The 16,269-nt window shown below is 64.4% G+C and carries 15 protein-coding genes and 1 riboswitch; of the genes, 4 read left to right on the top strand and 11 right to left on the bottom strand.

The window, feature by feature from the left end; all coding sequences use genetic code 11:
• Nucleotides 1–144: 144 nt before the first annotated feature.
• From O9Z70_RS12560 to O9Z70_RS12545, 4 genes are read right to left on the bottom strand one after another with little or no spacing between them, the layout of a single operon-like run.
• A complete protein-coding gene (locus O9Z70_RS12560; RefSeq protein WP_286019789.1) occupies nucleotides 145–894 on the bottom strand; it encodes an ABC transporter ATP-binding protein in 750 nt (249 codons plus the stop codon).
• Nucleotides 884–1,900 carry a FecCD family ABC transporter permease gene (locus tag O9Z70_RS12555; protein ID WP_286019788.1) on the bottom strand — a complete coding sequence of 339 codons (1,017 nt, stop codon included), beginning with the start codon at nucleotides 1,898–1,900 and terminating at the stop codon, nucleotides 884–886. Before O9Z70_RS12555 ends, O9Z70_RS12560 begins: the two co-directional genes overlap by 11 nt.
• Nucleotides 1,901–1,957: 57 nt before the next feature.
• A complete protein-coding gene (locus O9Z70_RS12550; protein WP_286019787.1) occupies nucleotides 1,958–2,896 on the bottom strand; it encodes an ABC transporter substrate-binding protein in 939 nt (312 codons plus the stop codon).
• On the bottom strand, nucleotides 2,883–3,611 hold the full coding sequence (locus tag O9Z70_RS12545; protein ID WP_286019786.1) for a (2Fe-2S) ferredoxin domain-containing protein: 729 nt from the start codon (nucleotides 3,609–3,611) through the stop codon (nucleotides 2,883–2,885). Before O9Z70_RS12545 ends, O9Z70_RS12550 begins: the two co-directional genes overlap by 14 nt.
• A gap of 99 nt (nucleotides 3,612–3,710) precedes the next feature.
• A riboswitch (cobalamin riboswitch) is annotated at nucleotides 3,711–3,918 on the bottom strand.
• A gap of 154 nt (nucleotides 3,919–4,072) precedes the next feature.
• Here O9Z70_RS12545 and O9Z70_RS12540 point away from each other — a divergent pair.
• Nucleotides 4,073–5,374 carry a PQQ-dependent sugar dehydrogenase gene (locus O9Z70_RS12540; protein ID WP_286019785.1) on the top strand — a complete coding sequence of 434 codons (1,302 nt, stop codon included), beginning with the start codon at nucleotides 4,073–4,075 and terminating at the stop codon, nucleotides 5,372–5,374.
• Nucleotides 5,375–5,466: 92 nt separating this feature from the next.
• Here the strand turns inward: O9Z70_RS12540 and O9Z70_RS12535 are convergent, their stop codons facing one another.
• From O9Z70_RS12535 to O9Z70_RS12515, 5 genes are all read right to left on the bottom strand, one after another.
• Nucleotides 5,467–6,192: a hypothetical protein gene (locus O9Z70_RS12535; protein ID WP_286019784.1), complete on the bottom strand. Its 726-nt coding sequence runs from the start codon at nucleotides 6,190–6,192 to the stop codon at nucleotides 5,467–5,469.
• A gap of 277 nt (nucleotides 6,193–6,469) precedes the next feature.
• Nucleotides 6,470–7,813, bottom strand: coding sequence for a phosphoglucosamine mutase (glmM, locus tag O9Z70_RS12530; RefSeq protein ID WP_286019783.1), 1,344 nt, complete (start codon nucleotides 7,811–7,813; stop codon nucleotides 6,470–6,472).
• 119 nt (nucleotides 7,814–7,932) lie between these two features.
• On the bottom strand, nucleotides 7,933–9,864 hold the full coding sequence (gene ftsH, locus O9Z70_RS12525; protein ID WP_286019782.1) for an ATP-dependent zinc metalloprotease FtsH: 1,932 nt from the start codon (nucleotides 9,862–9,864) through the stop codon (nucleotides 7,933–7,935).
• Between the two features lie 250 nt (nucleotides 9,865–10,114).
• On the bottom strand, nucleotides 10,115–10,981 hold the full coding sequence (gene rpoH, locus O9Z70_RS12520; protein WP_286019781.1) for an RNA polymerase sigma factor RpoH: 867 nt from the start codon (nucleotides 10,979–10,981) through the stop codon (nucleotides 10,115–10,117).
• Between the two features lie 299 nt (nucleotides 10,982–11,280).
• The gene (locus O9Z70_RS12515; protein WP_286019780.1) at nucleotides 11,281–12,312 is read right to left on the bottom strand and encodes an RluA family pseudouridine synthase; all 1,032 of its coding nucleotides are present in this window, start codon (nucleotides 12,310–12,312) and stop codon (nucleotides 11,281–11,283) included.
• Here O9Z70_RS12515 and O9Z70_RS12510 point away from each other — a divergent pair.
• Nucleotides 12,311–12,658, top strand: a complete 348-nt coding sequence (locus tag O9Z70_RS12510; RefSeq protein WP_286019779.1) for a hypothetical protein — start codon at nucleotides 12,311–12,313, stop codon at nucleotides 12,656–12,658. The two genes, O9Z70_RS12515 and O9Z70_RS12510, sit on opposite strands and share 2 nt — an antisense overlap.
• A 279-nt stretch (nucleotides 12,659–12,937) precedes the next feature.
• On the opposite strand, the gene O9Z70_RS12505 is transcribed toward O9Z70_RS12510, so the two are convergent.
• Nucleotides 12,938–14,107 (bottom strand): coiled-coil domain-containing protein, encoded by a 1,170-nt coding sequence (locus tag O9Z70_RS12505; protein ID WP_286019778.1) that lies wholly within the window; start codon nucleotides 14,105–14,107, stop codon nucleotides 12,938–12,940.
• A gap of 181 nt (nucleotides 14,108–14,288) precedes the next feature.
• Nucleotides 14,289–14,858: a DUF1134 domain-containing protein gene (locus tag O9Z70_RS12500; protein WP_286019777.1), complete on the bottom strand. Its 570-nt coding sequence runs from the start codon at nucleotides 14,856–14,858 to the stop codon at nucleotides 14,289–14,291.
• A 121-nt stretch (nucleotides 14,859–14,979) separates the two neighbouring features.
• Between O9Z70_RS12500 and O9Z70_RS12495 the strand changes: the two genes are divergently transcribed.
• Both O9Z70_RS12495 and chpT read left to right on the top strand, forming a co-directional pair.
• Nucleotides 14,980–15,447, top strand: coding sequence for a YHS domain-containing (seleno)protein (locus O9Z70_RS12495; protein ID WP_286019776.1), 468 nt, complete (start codon nucleotides 14,980–14,982; stop codon nucleotides 15,445–15,447).
• 76 nt (nucleotides 15,448–15,523) lie between these two features.
• Nucleotides 15,524–16,204, top strand: a complete 681-nt coding sequence (chpT, locus tag O9Z70_RS12490) for a histidine phosphotransferase ChpT (protein WP_286019775.1) — start codon at nucleotides 15,524–15,526, stop codon at nucleotides 16,202–16,204.
• The last annotated feature ends 65 nt before the right edge of the window (nucleotides 16,205–16,269 follow it).

Genomic DNA, 16,269 nt, shown 5'->3' with positions numbered 1-16,269 from the left:
CTGTGCGGCTCGGGCGTCAATGGGGATTGGTGGCGTTGGTGGTGGTGCTCGGATTTTTTCGCCCTATCGCCCCCTGGAAGGCGAAAGGCCGATGGATTTGCGCGAAAGCAGGCCCCCAAGAAATATTGCAAACCGTTGAGGTCGTCATATCGAGCCGGTCACGGTCAGCTGGCCATCACGGAATTGGCCGTCGACGCGGTAGATTTGGGCCAGGTTCTCGCGGGTGAGCACGGCGTCGACGGGGCCTTGGGCGACCAGCTTGCCGTGGTCGAGCAGTAGCACCTCATCGCAATAGCGGGCGGCGAGGTTGAGGTCGTGGAAGGAGGCGAGAACGGTGCGGCCGCGGCGGCGGACCTGGTCGAGCAGGCGATATTGGAAGTGCAGGTCGAGATGGTTGTGCGGCTCGTCGAGCAGGTAGAGTTCGGGATCGAGCGCCAGCAATTGCCCGAAGAACAGGCGCTGCTGCTCGCCGCCGGACAGGCGTGCCGCATCGTCTTCGGCGCGGTGGCCAAGGCCGATCTCGTGCAGCGCCGCGGCGATGCGGGCTTCGGCCTGTTCGGCGGGCAAGCGCAGCGGCAGCAGCCCCAGCCGCACCACTTCGCGCAGGCTGAGGCCCGCCAGATTGACCTGTTCCTGCACCAGCGCGCCCACCCGGGCGGCGTAGCGGCGGCGGGCCATGGCGCCGATTTCCTCGCCGGCCAGGCCGATAGCGCCCCGGCTGGGGCGATCGGCGCGGTAGAGCAGGCGCAACAGGCTGGACTTGCCGGCGCCATTGGGGCCGAGCAGGCCATAGAAACGGCCGGGTTGCAGGGTGAAGCTCACCGCGTCGAGCAGCGATTTGCCCTGCTTGACCAGGCCCAATTGCCGGACCGTGAGAATGGGTTCAGATGCCATTGCGAACCCTCCGCAGGATGACGATGAAAGGCGGGGCGGCGAACAGGGCCAACAGCACGCCGAGCGGCAATTCCTCGGGCGCCAGCACGATGCGGCAGAGCAGATCGACCACCACCAGCACCAGCGCGCCGAGCAGCACCGCCAGCGGCACCAGCCGGCGATGGGTGGCGCCGATCAGCAGCCGCGCCATATGCGGCACGATGAGGCCGACAAAGCCAACAATGCCGGCCCCGGCCACCGACAGGCCGGTCAGCAGCGCCGCGGCGGTGAAGAAGCCGATGCGCAGCCAGGCGACCGGCACGCCGAGCGCCGTGGCCCGCTCGTCGCCGAGCAGGACGGCATCGAGCATGGGCGCGAACCAGAGCGAGAAGGCGATTATCGGGGGCAAGGCCAGGGCGAGGGGCAGCAGATCGCCCCAGGTCGTGCCGGCCGCCGAGCCCATCAGCCATTGCAAAGCCGCCTGGGTGACATGGGGGTCGGCGATATGCAGGAAAAAGGCGGAGATGGACTGGAAGAACAGCGAGACGGCGATGCCGGCCAGAATCAGCACCAGCCGGTCGAGTCCGCGCGCCGGGCTGAAGGCCAGGCCCAGCGTGACGACAAAGGCGAGAACGGCGCCGCCGAAAGCCAGGAGCGGCAGGCCGATGGAAGCGACGAAGGCGGCCGGCAGCCAGACAATGGCGGCGGTGGCGGCCGCCGAGGCGCCGGAGGAGAGGCCCAGCAGATAGGGATCGGCCAAGGGGTTGCGCAGCAAAGCCTGCATGACCGTGCCCGACAGCGCCAGGGCGCCGCCGACCAAGGCCACCATGAGAACGCGCGGCAGGCGCCATTCCCAGATGATCAGCACCAGATGCCGCTCCGCCTCGGGCAGGCGCAGCAGGGCATCGAGACGCGCGCTCCAGGAAAGATTGGCGGTGCCCCAATAGATTCCGGCTAGCCCAGCCAGCAGCAGCGCGATGGCGGTGACTGCAAAGGCGGTGACGATTCTGCCGCGCGGGCGGATCATTTGGACTTCACTTTCTATCGGCACGGTTTCTATCGGCTCCTGCGCCGCCCTTCCGTCTTAGTCCAGCGCCGCCAGGTCGGCGCCCAATTGCTCGACGCCTTCGACGAAGCGGATGCCGAGGACGGTGGCCGAGAAGGGGATGGTGACGAAACGCTCCTCGCGGACGGCGTCGAGTTCGGAGAGCACCGGATCGGCCTTGAGATGGGCGATCTTATCCTCGGCGGTGGACCATTCGGCCTCGATCAGCACGATGACGTCGGGATCGCCCACAACCACCGCCTCCCAGGCCAGGTCGGCCCAGCGGCCTTCCACTTCGGCGGCGATGTTTTCGAGGCCCACGGCGTCGAGCAGCAGGCCCGGCGCGCCGCAGCAACCGGCGGAGAAGGCGGTTTCGGTGCCCGAATCATAGAGGAAGGCGCGGCGGCCCTGGCCGGGATTGGCGCCGGCGATTGCCGCCAGGCGGGAGCGGATATCGGTGGCTACCGTTTCGGCCCGGTCCTCGACCCCGAACAGGGCGCCGATGCGCTCCAGATCGATGAAAAGCGGCTCGGTGGTCAGCTTGACATCGGCGGGGTGCAGGTTGCGGCATTCGACATTGACCAGATAGGTGCCGATGCCCAGATCGTTCCAGTCCTCTTGGGCGCCCAGGGCCTTTTCGCCGAAGGCGGAATTGAAGCCGGCAAACAGCAGGTCGGGGTTTTCGGCCAGCACCACTTCGCGGGCCGGATAGCGCTCGGACAAAACCGGCACGCTGTCATAGGCGGCCTGCCAGCGCTCCGGGATGGCATCATCGATATAGGCGGTGCCGACCAGATGGCTTTCGAGGCCCAAAGCCAGCATGATTTCGGTGGCTTGCTGGTTGAGGGTGATGACGCGGCTGGGCACCGCTTCGAAGCCGGAGACGGTCTCGCAGCTTTCGATGCTGGGCGTTTCGGCTAGGGCAGGGCTGGAGGCCAGGGCCAGAGCGGCAATGGCGAAGAGGCTAATGGGCTTCATGATGCACCTCGTGGATGAGCAGTTCGGACAGCCTGTCATTGGCTCCCAGGGCGGTCGCAAAGCGGGCGACATCCGCATGGTTTTCCAGCCGATACCAGCGGCCGGAGGGATAGACGGCCAGCATCGGCCCCTGATTGCAGGGAAAGAGGCAGCCGGTCTGGGTGATCAGGCAATCGTCGCGAATGCCGGCGCGGCGCAGCTCGGTGTCGAGCGCCTGCCTGAGCGTTCCGGATTGGCGGAATGTGCAGCGCGGGCCGCTGCAGACCAGCAGGTGATGCCGGAAGGGCGGCGGTTCCTGCCAGCCGGGATTGGTGATGGCGGCCTGTTCCGGCGCGATGGGACGGGCGGCCGGGGCCTTGGCCAGCGCCGAGCCGGCCAGCGCTTGCAGCACGGTAGCGTCGTCCACCTGGTCGGCGGCCAGCGCCAGGGCGACATGCTCCGCCCGGGGCCGGGCTAGCCAATGGGCCAGCGCCCCGGGCAGCCAGGCGGCGAGGCTGTCGGAAAAGGGCAGGCCTACCGGCTGCACCAGAATGGTGCGGGCGCCGGAGGCGACGAGTTCGTCAAGCGCCTCCATCGGCCCCGGTCCGGTGCCTTCCATCCGGGCGATGGCGGCGGGCAGCGTCGAGGCGGCAATCAGCCCCTGGCTGAGATTGCGGAAGCGGCGAGCGCTGAGATAGGGCTGGCTGACGAGATAGAGGACGGCGTCAGGGCGCAAATTCGCCACTCCCCAAAGGGGAAGGCAGCCCAGCGTTTTGCGATAGTGCAGACGTGCAAAAACCCATATGCGCCCCCTGCCGGGACACCTCGCCCGGCTTCATGGTCAGTGCTGGCGGCAGGTCTCCTGGCTCGCGGCTCGGTCGCGTCCCGCCCCTTCCCGATCGCTAAGGATCAGTGGTGAATGCAGGAAGCTCGCCGCTTACAGTTGCGAGGGCAGCTCCGGAATTGGCCCCTGATGGGTAATCCGCACCGGTATTCCCTTTTGATCCGCGCGTCATGGCGGAACCGAAAGCGAGGATCAGATTGCATGTTTGGCCGTTGCTGGCAAGCCGCATCGTCGGCGCGAGATGGCGGGCATCGGAAAAATGTGATTTTTCCGGCGCGGCTCTGGTCCTCGTCCGGTAAACCGATTAGCGTGGTTTTCTTTCCATTCCTTGCTCCAGCATTTCGAGACGACCCATGGCCGAGCCTACACTTTTTGCCCGCCTTGTAGCTCTTGTCGGCGGCGTAGCCGTCGCTGTCCGCCATTCCGGCGACGGACCGCGCCCGCCGGCCTATGGCACGGCGCCGGCCATTCCCGATCCCAAGCCGCAGGGCAAGATTCCGACGCTGAAAATGCCGACGGCCAAGGGCTGGGAAGGCGATCACCGGCCGACGCCGGCAGCGGGGCTCAAGGTCAATGCCTTCGCCAAGGGGCTGGACCATCCGCGCAATATTCTGGTCCTGCCCAATGGCGACGTGCTGGTGGCCGAATCGATGGGCGAGGACGGCAAGCCCAATTCCATCTTCGACCATGCCATGGCCGCGACGATGAAGCGGGCCAAGGCGCGAGGCGAGAGTCCCAATCGCGTCACATTGCTGCGCGACGCCGATGGCGACGGGGTGGCCGAGGAACGCCATGCGCTGATCGAGAATGTACGCCAGCCTTTCGGCATGGTGCTGATCGGGGACATTCTCTATGTCGGCGCCAGCGATGCGGTGCTGGCTTTTCCCTATGAAGCGGGGACGACGCGGATCACCGCGCCGGGCCGCAAGCTGATGGACCTGATCCCCGGCGGGCACTGGACGCGCAACCTGATCGCCAGCAAGGACGGCACCAAGCTTTATGTGGCGGTGGGCTCGCTGAGCAATATCGCCGATCACGGCATGGCGGTGGAGGAAAACCGCGCTTGCATCCACGAACTGGACCTGGTCAGCGGCACGTCGCGGATCTTCGCCGGCGGCCTGCGCAATCCGGTGGGCATGGCCTGGGAGCCTGAAGGCGGGCAGCTCTGGACCGTGGTGAATGAACGCGACGGCCTGGGCGACGAGACGCCGCCCGATTACCTGACCTCGGTGGTGGATGGCGGCTTTTACGGCTGGCCCTATTGCTATTGGGACCGGGTGGTGGACGACCGCGTGCCCCAGGATGCAGCCAAGGTGGCCGCAGCCCTGCAGCCCGATTATGCCTTGGGCGGCCATACCGCGTCGCTGGGCCTGTGCTGGCTGCCGGAGGGCACCTTGCCGGGCTTTCCGCAGGGCATGGCCATTGGCCAGCATGGCTCGTGGAACCGCTCGAAACTCTCCGGCTACAAGCTGGCCTTCGTCGAATTCCAGAACGGCAAGCCGGTCGGCATGCCGCGCGACATCCTCACCGATTTCCTGTCGCCGGACGAGAAGCATTCTTATGGCCGCCCGGTGGGCGTGGTCATTGCCGGCGATGGGGCGGTGCTGATGGCCGACGATGTCGGCGATGTCATCTGGCGCGTCACCGGCGCCTGAGCGGGAAGGCGAAACAAGAAAAGGCCGGTGTCGTTTAGACACCGGCCTCCAGAACCGTCATCTGGCGGACGTGGCGCTCCACCCCCTGCCGATCAGTTGAAGCGGTAGCGTACTGTGCCGCGGACTTCGTGCACCCAATTGTCATCGATGGAATAGGGCGCGGTCGCGGTGCTATTTTCGATGCGGTTGATATAGAGGGCGCGATAGCCCAGATCGGCGACGACCTGGCCGAAATCGTAGCCGAGGCCCGCCATGCCGGCAGCGGCAAAGCTGGTATTCTTGCCCCAGGTGTCGGCCGGTCCGGGACCGGTGGTGACCATGTCGTTATAGGCAACGCCAACGCCGCCGCCGACATAGCCGAAGGGGCCGCCGGCCGCCGAATAGCCGTCGCCGAAGCCGACATCGTAATAGGCGTTGGCCAAGACGACCGTGGAGCGAAGATTGAGGCTGTGGACGCCATTGGCGACATTGCCTGAAGAATCGTTAATCGTGGCGCGCATGCCGTCATTATGCAGCCGGTCGACCGTCAGATCGACACGCAGGCCGGTTCCCGTCTCGTAACCGGCGCCGACGCCGTAGGAATAGCCATAGCCGAAGCCATCGACCTCGAAGGCCGAAGGGGTGGCGGTCGGATGGTTCACCTGACCGGCCCACATCAGGTTCAGCCCGGCGCTGCCGCGCAAATAGAGCGAGCCGGTATAGCCGTAATCCACGTCGGGGATTTCGATGATGGGCGGATAATAGGGCATGTCGGCGGCAATGGCCGGCCCGATCAGGGCAGCTCCCGCCGCCAGCACCGCAAGGGTGAGCTTACGCATGGAAGTAATTCCTTTGGTTGCCACGACACCAGTCGATACAACCTTTATCGAGGAAACTTCTTAAGGCTCACTTAACCTAAAACTTTAACCTTAATGCCGGCAAGGAACAGGTATTGCCAAAGTATTGCCGTGCGAATGCGGGCAAGTGATCTGTTGGAAGTGGCCGGTCTCCTTGCGCCCCTCAAGAGGACGGTTATCGCCTATGACCTCGACCGGCGTCTTTCCCGGACGAGCGCGGTTTGGGCCACATCATCGCTGCCGCGAAAATGGAAAGAGCCTAGGCGACGTCGCGGATCGCCGCTTCGACCTGGCCGACGACCTTTTCCACCAGGCGCGCATCGTCGGCTTCGCCCATGACGCGGATGACCGGTTCGGTGCCGGAGGCGCGGACGACCAGCCGGCCGCCATTGCCGAGCATGGCCTGGCCATCGGCTATGGCCTGGATGACCTGTTTATGTTCGAGCGGCTTGCCGGATTTGAATTTCACGCTGCGCAGGAGCTGCGGCACCTTTTCGAAGCGGGCGCAGATTTCCGAGATCGGCACGCCCTTCTGCTTCAGCACGCCGAGCAATTGCAGGGCGGCAACGAGGCCGTCGCCGGTGGTGGTGAAATCGGAGAGGATGATGTGGCCCGATTGCTCGCCGCCGACATTGAAGCCCTTGGCCCGCATGGCTTCGAGCACGTAGCGGTCGCCCACCTTGGTGCGTTCGAGGGTAAGGCCGAGATTGGTCAGGTGCCGTTCGAGCCCGAGATTGGACATGATGGTGGCCACGATGCCGCCGCCGGTGAGCATGTCGCGCTCCATCCAGCTTTCGGCGATCACCGCCATGAACTGGTCGCCATCGACCACCTGGCCCTTTTCGTCGACGATGATGACCCGGTCGGCATCGCCGTCCAGGGCAATGCCGATATCGGCGCGCACTTCCTTGACCTTGGCGGCCACCGCTTCGGGGGCGGTGGAGCCCACCTTGTAATTGATGTTGAAGCCATCGGGCTCGGCGCCGATGGTGAAGACTTCGGCGCCCAGTTCCCACAGCGCGATGGGGGCGACCTTGTAAGCGGCGCCATTGGCGCAATCGAGCACGACCCGCAGGCCGGCCAGGTCGAGATGCCGGGGCAGGGTGCGCTTGGCATATTCGATATAGCGGGTGCGGGCTTCCTCGTCGCGGTGGGCGCGGCCGATATCGCGGCCCCGGGCGAGATAGCGGGTCATGTCGCTGTCGAGCAGCCGTTCGATTTCCAGCTCGATCTCGTCGGAGAGCTTGTAGCCATCGGGGCGGAACAGCTTGATGCCGTTATCGTCGTAAGGGTTGTGCGAGGCCGAGATCATGACGCCCAGATCGGCGCGCAACGAGCGGGTGAGCATGGCGACGGCGGGCGTCGGCATGGGGCCGAGCAGATAGACATCCATGCCCACGGCGGTGAAGCCGGCGGTCAGCGCCTGCTCGATCATATAGCCGGAACGGCGCGTATCCTTGCCGATGACCACGCGATTGCGGTGATCGCCGCGCACGAACTTGGTGCCGGCGGCCATGCCGATCTTGAGGGCAAGCTCGGGCGTGAGCTTGTCGCCATTGGCGAGACCGCGGATACCGTCAGTGCCGAAATATTTGCGGACCATGATCTTTTCCCGGAAACTGGGTTGCTTATGCGAATATGACTTTGCGCTGAATAGATCAGGTAGCGGCAAAGAGAAAGGGTCACCTTGCGGCGACCCTTAATTGTGATCCTTAATCGGGCCTAGCTTCCGGGCTGCGGTTCCATGCCCGGCTCCGGCGGGGCATCGGGGCGCTTCTTGCCGGCCTTGCCGGCCGAGGGCACGCCGCTGGCCTTGGGGGCCGCACTGCCGTTATCGTCCGGGCGCACCGGCTGCTTGCCGTCCATCAGCGCCCGCAATTCGTCGCCGGTCAGGGTTTCGAATTCGAGCAGCGCCTGAGCGATGGCCTCCCATTGATCGTGATAGGTGGTGAGGATGTCGCGGGCCGAGGCTTCGCCGTCCTCGATCAGCTTGCGCACTTCCTGGTCGATGATGCGCGCCGTGTCGTCGGACATATGCTGGCTTTGCGTCACCGAATGGCCCAGGAACACCTCCTGGTCATTGGACTTGTACCGCACGCGGCCGAGTTTTTCGCTCATGCCCCATTCCATCACCATCGAGCGGGCCAGATTGGTGGCCATCTGGATGTCGCCGGAGGCGCCGGAGGTGACCTTGGCGGGGCCGAACTTGATGATCTCGGCCTCGCGGCCGCCGAACAGCATGGTCAGCCGGGCCAGGGCCTTTTCGCGGGAGAAGGAATAGGAATCGCTCTCGGGCAGGGTCATCACCATGCCCAAAGCGCGGCCGCGCGGGATGATGGTGGCCTTGTGGATCGGGTCGATGCCGGCGACCTTGAGGGCGATGATGGCGTGGCCGGCCTCGTGATAGGCGGTCAGCTTCTTCTCGTCGTCGGTCATGGCCATGGTGCGGCGCTCGGCGCCCATCATGATCTTGTCCTTGGCATCCTCGAATTCGGCATGGGTGACGAAGCGCTTGTTGCGCCGCGCCGCCATCAGCGCCGCCTCGTTGACCAGGTTCATCAGGTCGGCGCCGGAGAAACCGGGCGTGCCGCGAGCAAGAACCTTGAGATCGACGTCGGGTGCCAGCGGCACCTTGCGCACGTGAACCTTGAGCACCTTTTCGCGGCCGGCGACGTCGGGATTGGGCACCACGACCTGGCGGTCGAAGCGGCCGGGACGCAGGAGCGCCGGATCGAGCACGTCGGGACGGTTGGTGGCGGCGATGAGGATGACGCCCTCATTGGCCTCGAAGCCGTCCATCTCGACCAGCAACTGGTTGAGGGTCTGCTCGCGTTCGTCATTGCCGCCGCCGAGGCCGGCGCCGCGCTGGCGGCCAACGGCGTCGATTTCGTCGATGAAGATGATACAGGGGGCGTTCTTCTTAGCCTGTTCGAACATGTCGCGGACGCGGGAGGCGCCGACGCCGACGAACATTTCCACGAAATCGGAGCCGGAAATGGTGAAGAAGGGCACATTGGCTTCACCGGCGACCGAACGGGCCAGCAGCGTCTTACCGGTGCCCGGGGGGCCGACCAGCAGCACGCCGCGCGGAATGCGGCCGCCCAGGCGCTGGAATTTGCCCGGATCGCGCAGGAATTCGACGATTTCCTCCAGGTCCTGCTTGGCCTCGTCGACGCCGGCGACGTCTTCGAAGGTCACCTTGCCCTGGGTTTCGGTCAGCAGCTTGGCGCGCGACTTGCCGAAGCCCATGGCGCCGCCGCGACCGCCGCCCTGCATCTGGCGGATGAAGAAGAACCACACACCGATAATGACGAGGAAGGGCAGCCAGCTGGACAACAGTATCGACCAGAAGGGGCTCGATTCCGGCGCGCGGGCGGTGATGCTCACATTGCGGTCTTCGAGCTTGGTGATGAGATCGGCGCCGGTCGGCACGATGGTCTCGAACCGGGTGCCGTCATTGAGCTGGCCGGTCACCACATCATTGGTGACGGTGACGCTGGAAACGCGTCCCGAATCGATGTCGGAAACCAACTGGCTGTAACTCTTTTCCGCTACGGAAATAGAGCGCGTCGAGGACTGAAAAACCTGGAACAGGCCCATCAGCATAAAAAGGATAACCAGCCAGATGGCGAAGTTGCGGAAATTTCCGTTCATCAATTCTGTCCCGGAAGGGGGTGGGCGAGGATTAGCGCCAATAACAGGCCGAATGTAAGACCCTCATTAGGGCGTTACAAGGGCAAGTCCTCGACGGTTCGGGCTTCATCGTCCAGTCATATTGTCGCGATGGGGTTAATATGGCGTGGCGGACTGGCGATTGTCCCGAGCGAGAACCGCCAGCCCGCACAAAACAAAAAACGCCCCGGCCGGTGACCGGGGCGTTGGATTGGCGGCGATTGCCCTCTGGCTAGGCGCCGGCGGCTTCGCGGACGGCGTCCTGGACCTTTTCGAAGGCGCGAACCTCGATCTGGCGGATGCGTTCGCGGCTGACCGCATATTGCTGGGCCAGTTCCTCCAGCGTGGAGGGATTGTCCTGCAGGCGGCGGGCCCGGAAGATGGCGCGTTCGCGCTCGTTGAGCACGTCCATCGCCTGGTTGAGCATGGACATGCGTTCGTCGAATTCCTCGGTTTCGCCCAGAATGGTTTCCTGGTTAGGCGTGTCGTCGACCAGCCAGTCCTGCCATTCGGAGGCGCCTTCATCCGCCCGCATGGGCGAATTGAGCGATGCGTCGCCGGAGAGGCGCGAATTCATCTGCACCACGTCTTTTTCGGTGACGTTGAGAGTGGTGGCAATCTGCTTGATCTGGTCGGGATGCAGCGCCCCGTCGTCCAGGGCGGCGATCTGGCCCTTGACCTTGCGCAGGTTGAAGAACAGGCGCTTCTGGGCGGCGGTGGTGCCGATCTTGACCAGGCTCCAGGAGCGCAGGACATATTCCTGGATGGCGGCCCTGATCCACCACATGGCATAAGTGGCCAGACGGAAGCCTTTTTCCGGCTCGAAGCGCTTCACCGCATGCATGAGCCCGACATTGCCCTCCGAGATCACCTCGGAAATCGGCAGGCCATAGCCGCGATAGCCCATGGCGATCTTGGCCACGAGCCGCAGATGGCTGGTGATCAGCTTCTGGGCGGCGCCGGGGTCTTCATGTTCCTTGTAGCGCTTGGCCAGCATATATTCTTCATCCGGTTCCAGCATGGGAAACTTACGGATTTCCTGAAGATAGCGGCTGAGGCCCCCTTCGGATGAGAGGACCGGCAAATTGGACTGGGCCATGAAACGCACCCCCTTTGGTGTTCCCCCGCACAGCGCGGGCGGAATGGCAGCCCATGTCCCGCAGGCACATCGGCTGACATGGGGATATATAGGCTGCACTATGTCAATTTTAAGAGCCCGAACCATTGGAAACGCTACAAATTGCAGTGGGTTCCAAGCTGGACGGCGTTATTCATCGGTATAATACGATATAAGAACGAAAAGTTCAAACACGTTGGCGTGAGCCCTCGCGATGCTGCGTGGTGAGCCGGTCGAACCACGCGGTCAGGATGCCGCGTTCAGGAGGCTGAGGATGAGGGCTACCGCGCCAGCGCCCGGTTATACGGTGCCAGCGCGTCTTCCAGCGCCTGCAGATCGTCCGGCAGTTCGGCTTGGAACAGCATTTCCTCGCCGGTGGCGGGATGTTCGAATCCCAGTTCGGCGGCGTGCAGGGCCTGGCGGCCAAGCCCGCTGACAATCCCGGCCACTTCGTCCGGCAGCTTGTTGACCTTGGTGGCGAAGCCGGGCGCATAGAGCAGGTCGGACACCAGCGGATGGCCGATATGGGCCATGTGGACGCGAATCTGGTGGGTGCGGCCGGTTTCGAGCTGGCATTGCACCCGGGTGATGTCCCAGCCCGGCTCGCCGAACCGCGCCTCGACGGCATAATGAGTGATGGCTTCGCGGCCCTGGCGCAGCACGGCCTGCTTCAGCCTGTTGCCCGGATCGCGGCCCAGCGGGGCGTGGATCGTGCCCATGCCGGATTGGGTCGAGCCCCAGACAAAGCCGAGATAGGCGCGGTGCAGCGGGCCGGTGCGGCCGTGATCGGCGAATTGCTCGGAAAGATGCTTATGGGCCTGCTCGGTCTTGGCGGCGACCATGACTCCGGACGTGTCCTTGTCGAGCCGATGGACGATGCCGGGGCGGCGGACGCCGCCGATCCCCTTGAGGCTGTTGCCGCAATGATGGATCAGCGCATTGACCAGGGTGCCCGAGGGCGATCCGGGGGCAGGATGAACCACCATGCCGACCGGCTTGTTGATGACGATGAGGTGCTCGTCCTCGTAAAGAATGTCGAGCGGGATGTTTTCCGGCTGCGGATCGGGGTCTTCGGGAGGCGGGGCGAGAAGAATGATTGTCTCGCCGGGCTTGACCCGGTATTTGGGTTCGCCGACCGGCCGGCCGTCCACCGAGACGGCGCCGGTCAGGATCAGATCCTTGATGCGATTGCGGCTCAGCGCGTCATGCGCCCGGGCCAGAACGACATCGAGTCTGCCGCCGGCGAAACCTTCGTCGACCACAATTTCAACGGGCTCGCCCTCGAACTCGAAATCGGTATCATCATCCGCCATGAGCAATCCTGATCAAAACCCGCCGCAAGCCGCCGACAATGAATTGTCGCCCGAGGCCCTGGCCATGCTGGGGAAAGCCCGCAGGTCATTCGCCATCTCCATGGGCATCCTGTTGCTGGGCTTTATGGCGATTGGCTTTGCGCTTGTCTATCGGGTCATGCGCGACAGCCCGCCGCCGGTAATGGCGGAGACGGTCAGCATTCCCGCCGGGGCCGAGGTGATCTCGGCGATCAATAATGACGGCACGGTGCAGGTGACTTATCGGGCCGGCGGCGCGGTGCTGCTGTCGATCTTCAATGCCGGCACCGGCGAATTGGTGCGCGTGGTGCAGATCGGAGCGGAATAGGGGCGGCGGTGTCAGGCCGCTCCTGCCTGGATCGTCACTCTCGCGCTTGACGGGAAGGTGACGAGCGGAGAGTGCCGATAAATCCGGGCCTACGCCCCTATGGTTCGACAAGCTCACCATGAGGTCTGAACGCGTCACGGATGGTGGCAACGGATAGACGCAATCTCTCGTAGACCTCATCCTGAGCTCGTCGAAGGACGAGGTCGGTAACACCGGGGCTGCGCCCCGTGGCTCGACAAGCCAACCTGAGGCTACGACAGCGCGAGCGCCACTCCGCCGCTACCGCTCCTGAATTTCCCGCAATGCGGCAAGGCGGTCGGAGACGGAGCCGCGCTGGCTTTCGCTGGGGCTGGGCAGCATGTCGTGGCTCTCCCCGTCATCGGCGAAGCGCTGGACGCGGTCGAACAGGCTTTCCTCGGGGAAGGCATGGGCGGGCGCCTCATTGTCCACGGCATAGACCAGCCGGCTGACGCTGGCGGCGATGTCGTTGAGCTTTTCGCGCAGATGCGCCTCCTCGAAGCGTTCGGTCTGCCAATCTTCCATGATCGAGGCTTCGACATTGCTCACCTTGGCGCGGAGCTTTTCCAGCTCCTCTTCCATGGAGAGCTTGTCGGCCAGCAATTGCTCGGCGCGGTCCTCGCTGCGGGCCACGGTCTCGGTGGTTTCGGCCAGGAGCGCGTTGAGACGGTTTTCGGCGCTGGCAATGCGGGCCTCGGCCTCCAGTAATTGCTCTTCACTGGCTTCCCGCTCGGCATCGCGGCCAGCCAGGGCGTCGCGCATCCGGGCGATGGCGTCATTGGCGTCGGCGCTGCGGCGATCCGAGTTTTCGAGGCGGGAGAGCAGGCTATGGGCCTGATCTTCGAGGAAAGCGGCGCGCTTGCGTTCGATGGCCAGCGCGGTGGTCAGGCGTTCAACATCGTCATTATAGCTGCCCGACAGCGATATGCCGTCGATTTCGGTGGCCTGGGCCAGGCCGCCGCGAACCGAATGGCGCAGGCTTTCGATTTCGCCGAGACGGGTTTCGAGGTCCCGGTCGCGCATGCGCAGGCGCTGGGCGAGGTCGGCGCCGTGCTTTTCCAGCTCGAGGATGCGGGCGCGCAGCTCCGCTTCGCGGCTTTCCAGCTCGCGCACGACCGTCAGATGGTTCTCACGCTCGGCTTTGAGGGCGCCCAGATCGGTGCGCTTCTGGTTGACGTCGCTGAGCTGTTCGGCCAGCCGCTTGCGCAGCGCCTCGACATTCATTTCGAGCCGGCGGGTGGACAGGGCGAATTCGGCGCGCAACTGGTCCTTGTCGGCGCGGAACTCGGCCATGGTGATGGGCGTGGCCGCCTCGATGCGGCGCTTGGTCAGGCGCACGGCGCGCTTCCACACCGCCGGCATGATGACGAGCGCCACCAGTCCCGCCATCAGCAGGCCCAGCGCGAAATACATGATGTTCTCGATCAGCATCGAACATCTCTCCGGCGGCGTAACGGCGCCACCTGCCGGTCATTCCTGACCTATCTGGCAGCAAAGACGGCGCCAGGCTATCTTCGGCACTCGTTAACCCTAACGGGTTTGACGGGCTCCGTCACGAAAAAGCCGGGGCGCAAAACCCCGGCTCACCGAAGAATTGATCGGGGAAAGGGGCTCAGAAGGGGTTCCAGGTGGGCTCGCTGGTGAAGTTGAGATAGCCGACATTGATGCCCAGTCGCGCGCCGACGCCGGAGCGGATCGGCACCACCACGACATCGCCGCGCTTGGTGACGGTCATGCCGAAGCCGCCGAACACATAGGCGGAGCCGTCGACGCCCGGATAGCGGCCCAGAATGTCCTGGATGGTGGCGAGATTATAGACCAGCATCATCACCTTGGAGCCGTCGCCGCCGATATCGAAACCGATGGAGGGGCCCTGCCAATAGATGGAGAACTGGCCGGCATTGCGGGTATAGAGCGTGCCTTCCCCATATTTGGCGCCGACGATGAGGGCGCCGCCGGCTTCCTCGCCCAGGACATAGCCATTGGGCAGGCCGAACTGGCTGACCGCCCGCTCCACCACCGAGGCCAGGCCCTGGGCGGCCGAACCGAAGAATTCGCGCCCGCTATCGACCAGTTCTTCGCCGGAAAAGGTGTCGCTCAGCGAGCCCTGGGCAAATACCGGGGCCGCAGGCAGCAGCGCGGCGAGAAACGCGACGAGCAGGGCAAGGGGTTTGAACATCATGCAGTCTCCTAAGGACCGGGCAGTTTACGAAGACCTTAAGGTCTCTTGCGTCAGAATTGCGACGCCGACAGGCCGATCGATCGGGGCGATGATGAAGCAAACCTCTAAACAAATCTTAACCATGATCGCCCTTGTTCTGCCGCTTTTCGGGCTTTTTCCGGCCATGGTCCGCGAGAGCGCCGCCCAATCGGTGGTGACCTATATATTGACCGACCCATTGTCCGGCCTGGCGATCGGCGGCATGGACCCGGTCTCCTATTTCACCGAGCCGGCGCCGTTGCCGGGGCGGCCGGAGCTGGAGCTGGAATGGATGGGTGCGCCCTTTCTGTTCGCCAGCGAGGCGAACCGCGAGGTGTTCCGGCGCCATGCCGAGACCTATGCGCCCCAATATGGCGGCCATGGCGCCATGAGCATGGCGCGGGGCTTCGTCTCCGATGCCGATCCGCTGATCTATGTGATCTACAAGCAGCGGCTGTTCCTGTTCTATTCGGCTTCCAACCGCGAAGCCTTCCTGCTGGCGCCCGACGCGGCGGCTTTGCGGGGCGAGGAGCATTGGCAGGTTCTGTCCAAAACCCTGTCGATACAGTAGTGCGCCCGGCCAAGCCGCTTTAATGTCCCCCATATTGATTCTCGCCGCCTGCCGGCATTGCACGGAGAAATTCATCATGGCCGACATTATCGAGCTCAAGGCAACCGATCTGGCCGCCATGCTGTGCTCCAGGGTCTGCCACGACCTGATCAATCCCATCGGCGCCATCGGCAATGGGCTGGAAGTGCTGGCCGACCCGGCACAGGGCGAAATGGCCGAGGGCGCGCGCGACCTGATCGCCAGCGCCGCCAAACAGAGCCGGGCCAAGCTGGAATTCGCCCGCCTCGCCTATGGCGCTTCCTCGACCGCCGGCACCGATATCGACACGCGCGAATGCGAGCGGGTCGCCCGCATCCTGTTCGAGATCGAAAAGGCGGATCTGGAATGGAGCGTGCCGCTGATCCTCCTGCCCAAGCATAAGGCCAAGCTGTTCATGAACATGCTGCTGATCGCGGCCGGCTCGGTGCCGCGCGGCGGGGTGGTCGCCGCCTCGATCACCGGCCCGGCCGGCGAGGAGAAATTCGAGTTCACTTCGCGCAGCGATCCGGAAAAGCGGCAGAGGACGCTGGTGCCCTCGGGCTCGGCGGGCCTGCTTTCGGGCATGCCGGAAGAGGGTTCGGTGGATGCGCGGGGCATCCAGCCCTTCTATACCGGCCTCTTGGCGCGCATGACCGATATGACGCTCGATATCGGCATCGAGAACGACGTCTTCTTCTTCACCGCCGTGCCGCAGGCCAGGGCGGAAGCCGCCGAATAGCGGCGTTTCGCTAACCATTCGCCAATATATGGGCTGGCATAATCGGCAAAGCGTTCAACCTCTTC

The organism is Devosia sp. YIM 151766, from assembly GCF_030285925.1.
GTDB lineage: Bacteria > Pseudomonadota > Alphaproteobacteria > Rhizobiales > Devosiaceae > Devosia.
This window is presented reverse-complemented; position numbering and strand designations above follow the sequence as displayed.

What these genes read in the sequence shown, in the direction of transcription:
- O9Z70_RS12560 (WP_286019789.1), bottom strand. Translation starts at nt 894, where the DNA reads ATGGCATCTGAACCCATTCTCACGGTCCGGCAATTGGGCCTGGTCAAG.
- O9Z70_RS12555 (WP_286019788.1), bottom strand. Translation starts at nt 1,900, where the DNA reads ATGATCCGCCCGCGCGGCAGAATCGTCACCGCCTTTGCAGTCACCGCC.
- O9Z70_RS12550 (WP_286019787.1), bottom strand. Translation starts at nt 2,896, where the DNA reads ATGAAGCCCATTAGCCTCTTCGCCATTGCCGCTCTGGCCCTGGCCTCC.
- O9Z70_RS12540 (WP_286019785.1), top strand. Translation starts at nt 4,073, where the DNA reads ATGGCCGAGCCTACACTTTTTGCCCGCCTTGTAGCTCTTGTCGGCGGC.
- O9Z70_RS12535 (WP_286019784.1), bottom strand. Translation starts at nt 6,192, where the DNA reads ATGCGTAAGCTCACCCTTGCGGTGCTGGCGGCGGGAGCTGCCCTGATC.
- glmM (WP_286019783.1), bottom strand. Translation starts at nt 7,813, where the DNA reads ATGGTCCGCAAATATTTCGGCACTGACGGTATCCGCGGTCTCGCCAAT.
- ftsH (WP_286019782.1), bottom strand. Translation starts at nt 9,864, where the DNA reads ATGAACGGAAATTTCCGCAACTTCGCCATCTGGCTGGTTATCCTTTTT.
- rpoH (WP_286019781.1), bottom strand. Translation starts at nt 10,981, where the DNA reads ATGGCCCAGTCCAATTTGCCGGTCCTCTCATCCGAAGGGGGCCTCAGC.
- O9Z70_RS12510 (WP_286019779.1), top strand. Translation starts at nt 12,311, where the DNA reads ATGAGCAATCCTGATCAAAACCCGCCGCAAGCCGCCGACAATGAATTG.
- O9Z70_RS12515 (WP_286019780.1), bottom strand. Translation starts at nt 12,312, where the DNA reads ATGGCGGATGATGATACCGATTTCGAGTTCGAGGGCGAGCCCGTTGAA.
- O9Z70_RS12505 (WP_286019778.1), bottom strand. Translation starts at nt 14,107, where the DNA reads ATGCTGATCGAGAACATCATGTATTTCGCGCTGGGCCTGCTGATGGCG.
- O9Z70_RS12500 (WP_286019777.1), bottom strand. Translation starts at nt 14,858, where the DNA reads ATGATGTTCAAACCCCTTGCCCTGCTCGTCGCGTTTCTCGCCGCGCTG.
- O9Z70_RS12495 (WP_286019776.1), top strand. Translation starts at nt 14,980, where the DNA reads ATGATCGCCCTTGTTCTGCCGCTTTTCGGGCTTTTTCCGGCCATGGTC.
- chpT (WP_286019775.1), top strand. Translation starts at nt 15,524, where the DNA reads ATGGCCGACATTATCGAGCTCAAGGCAACCGATCTGGCCGCCATGCTG.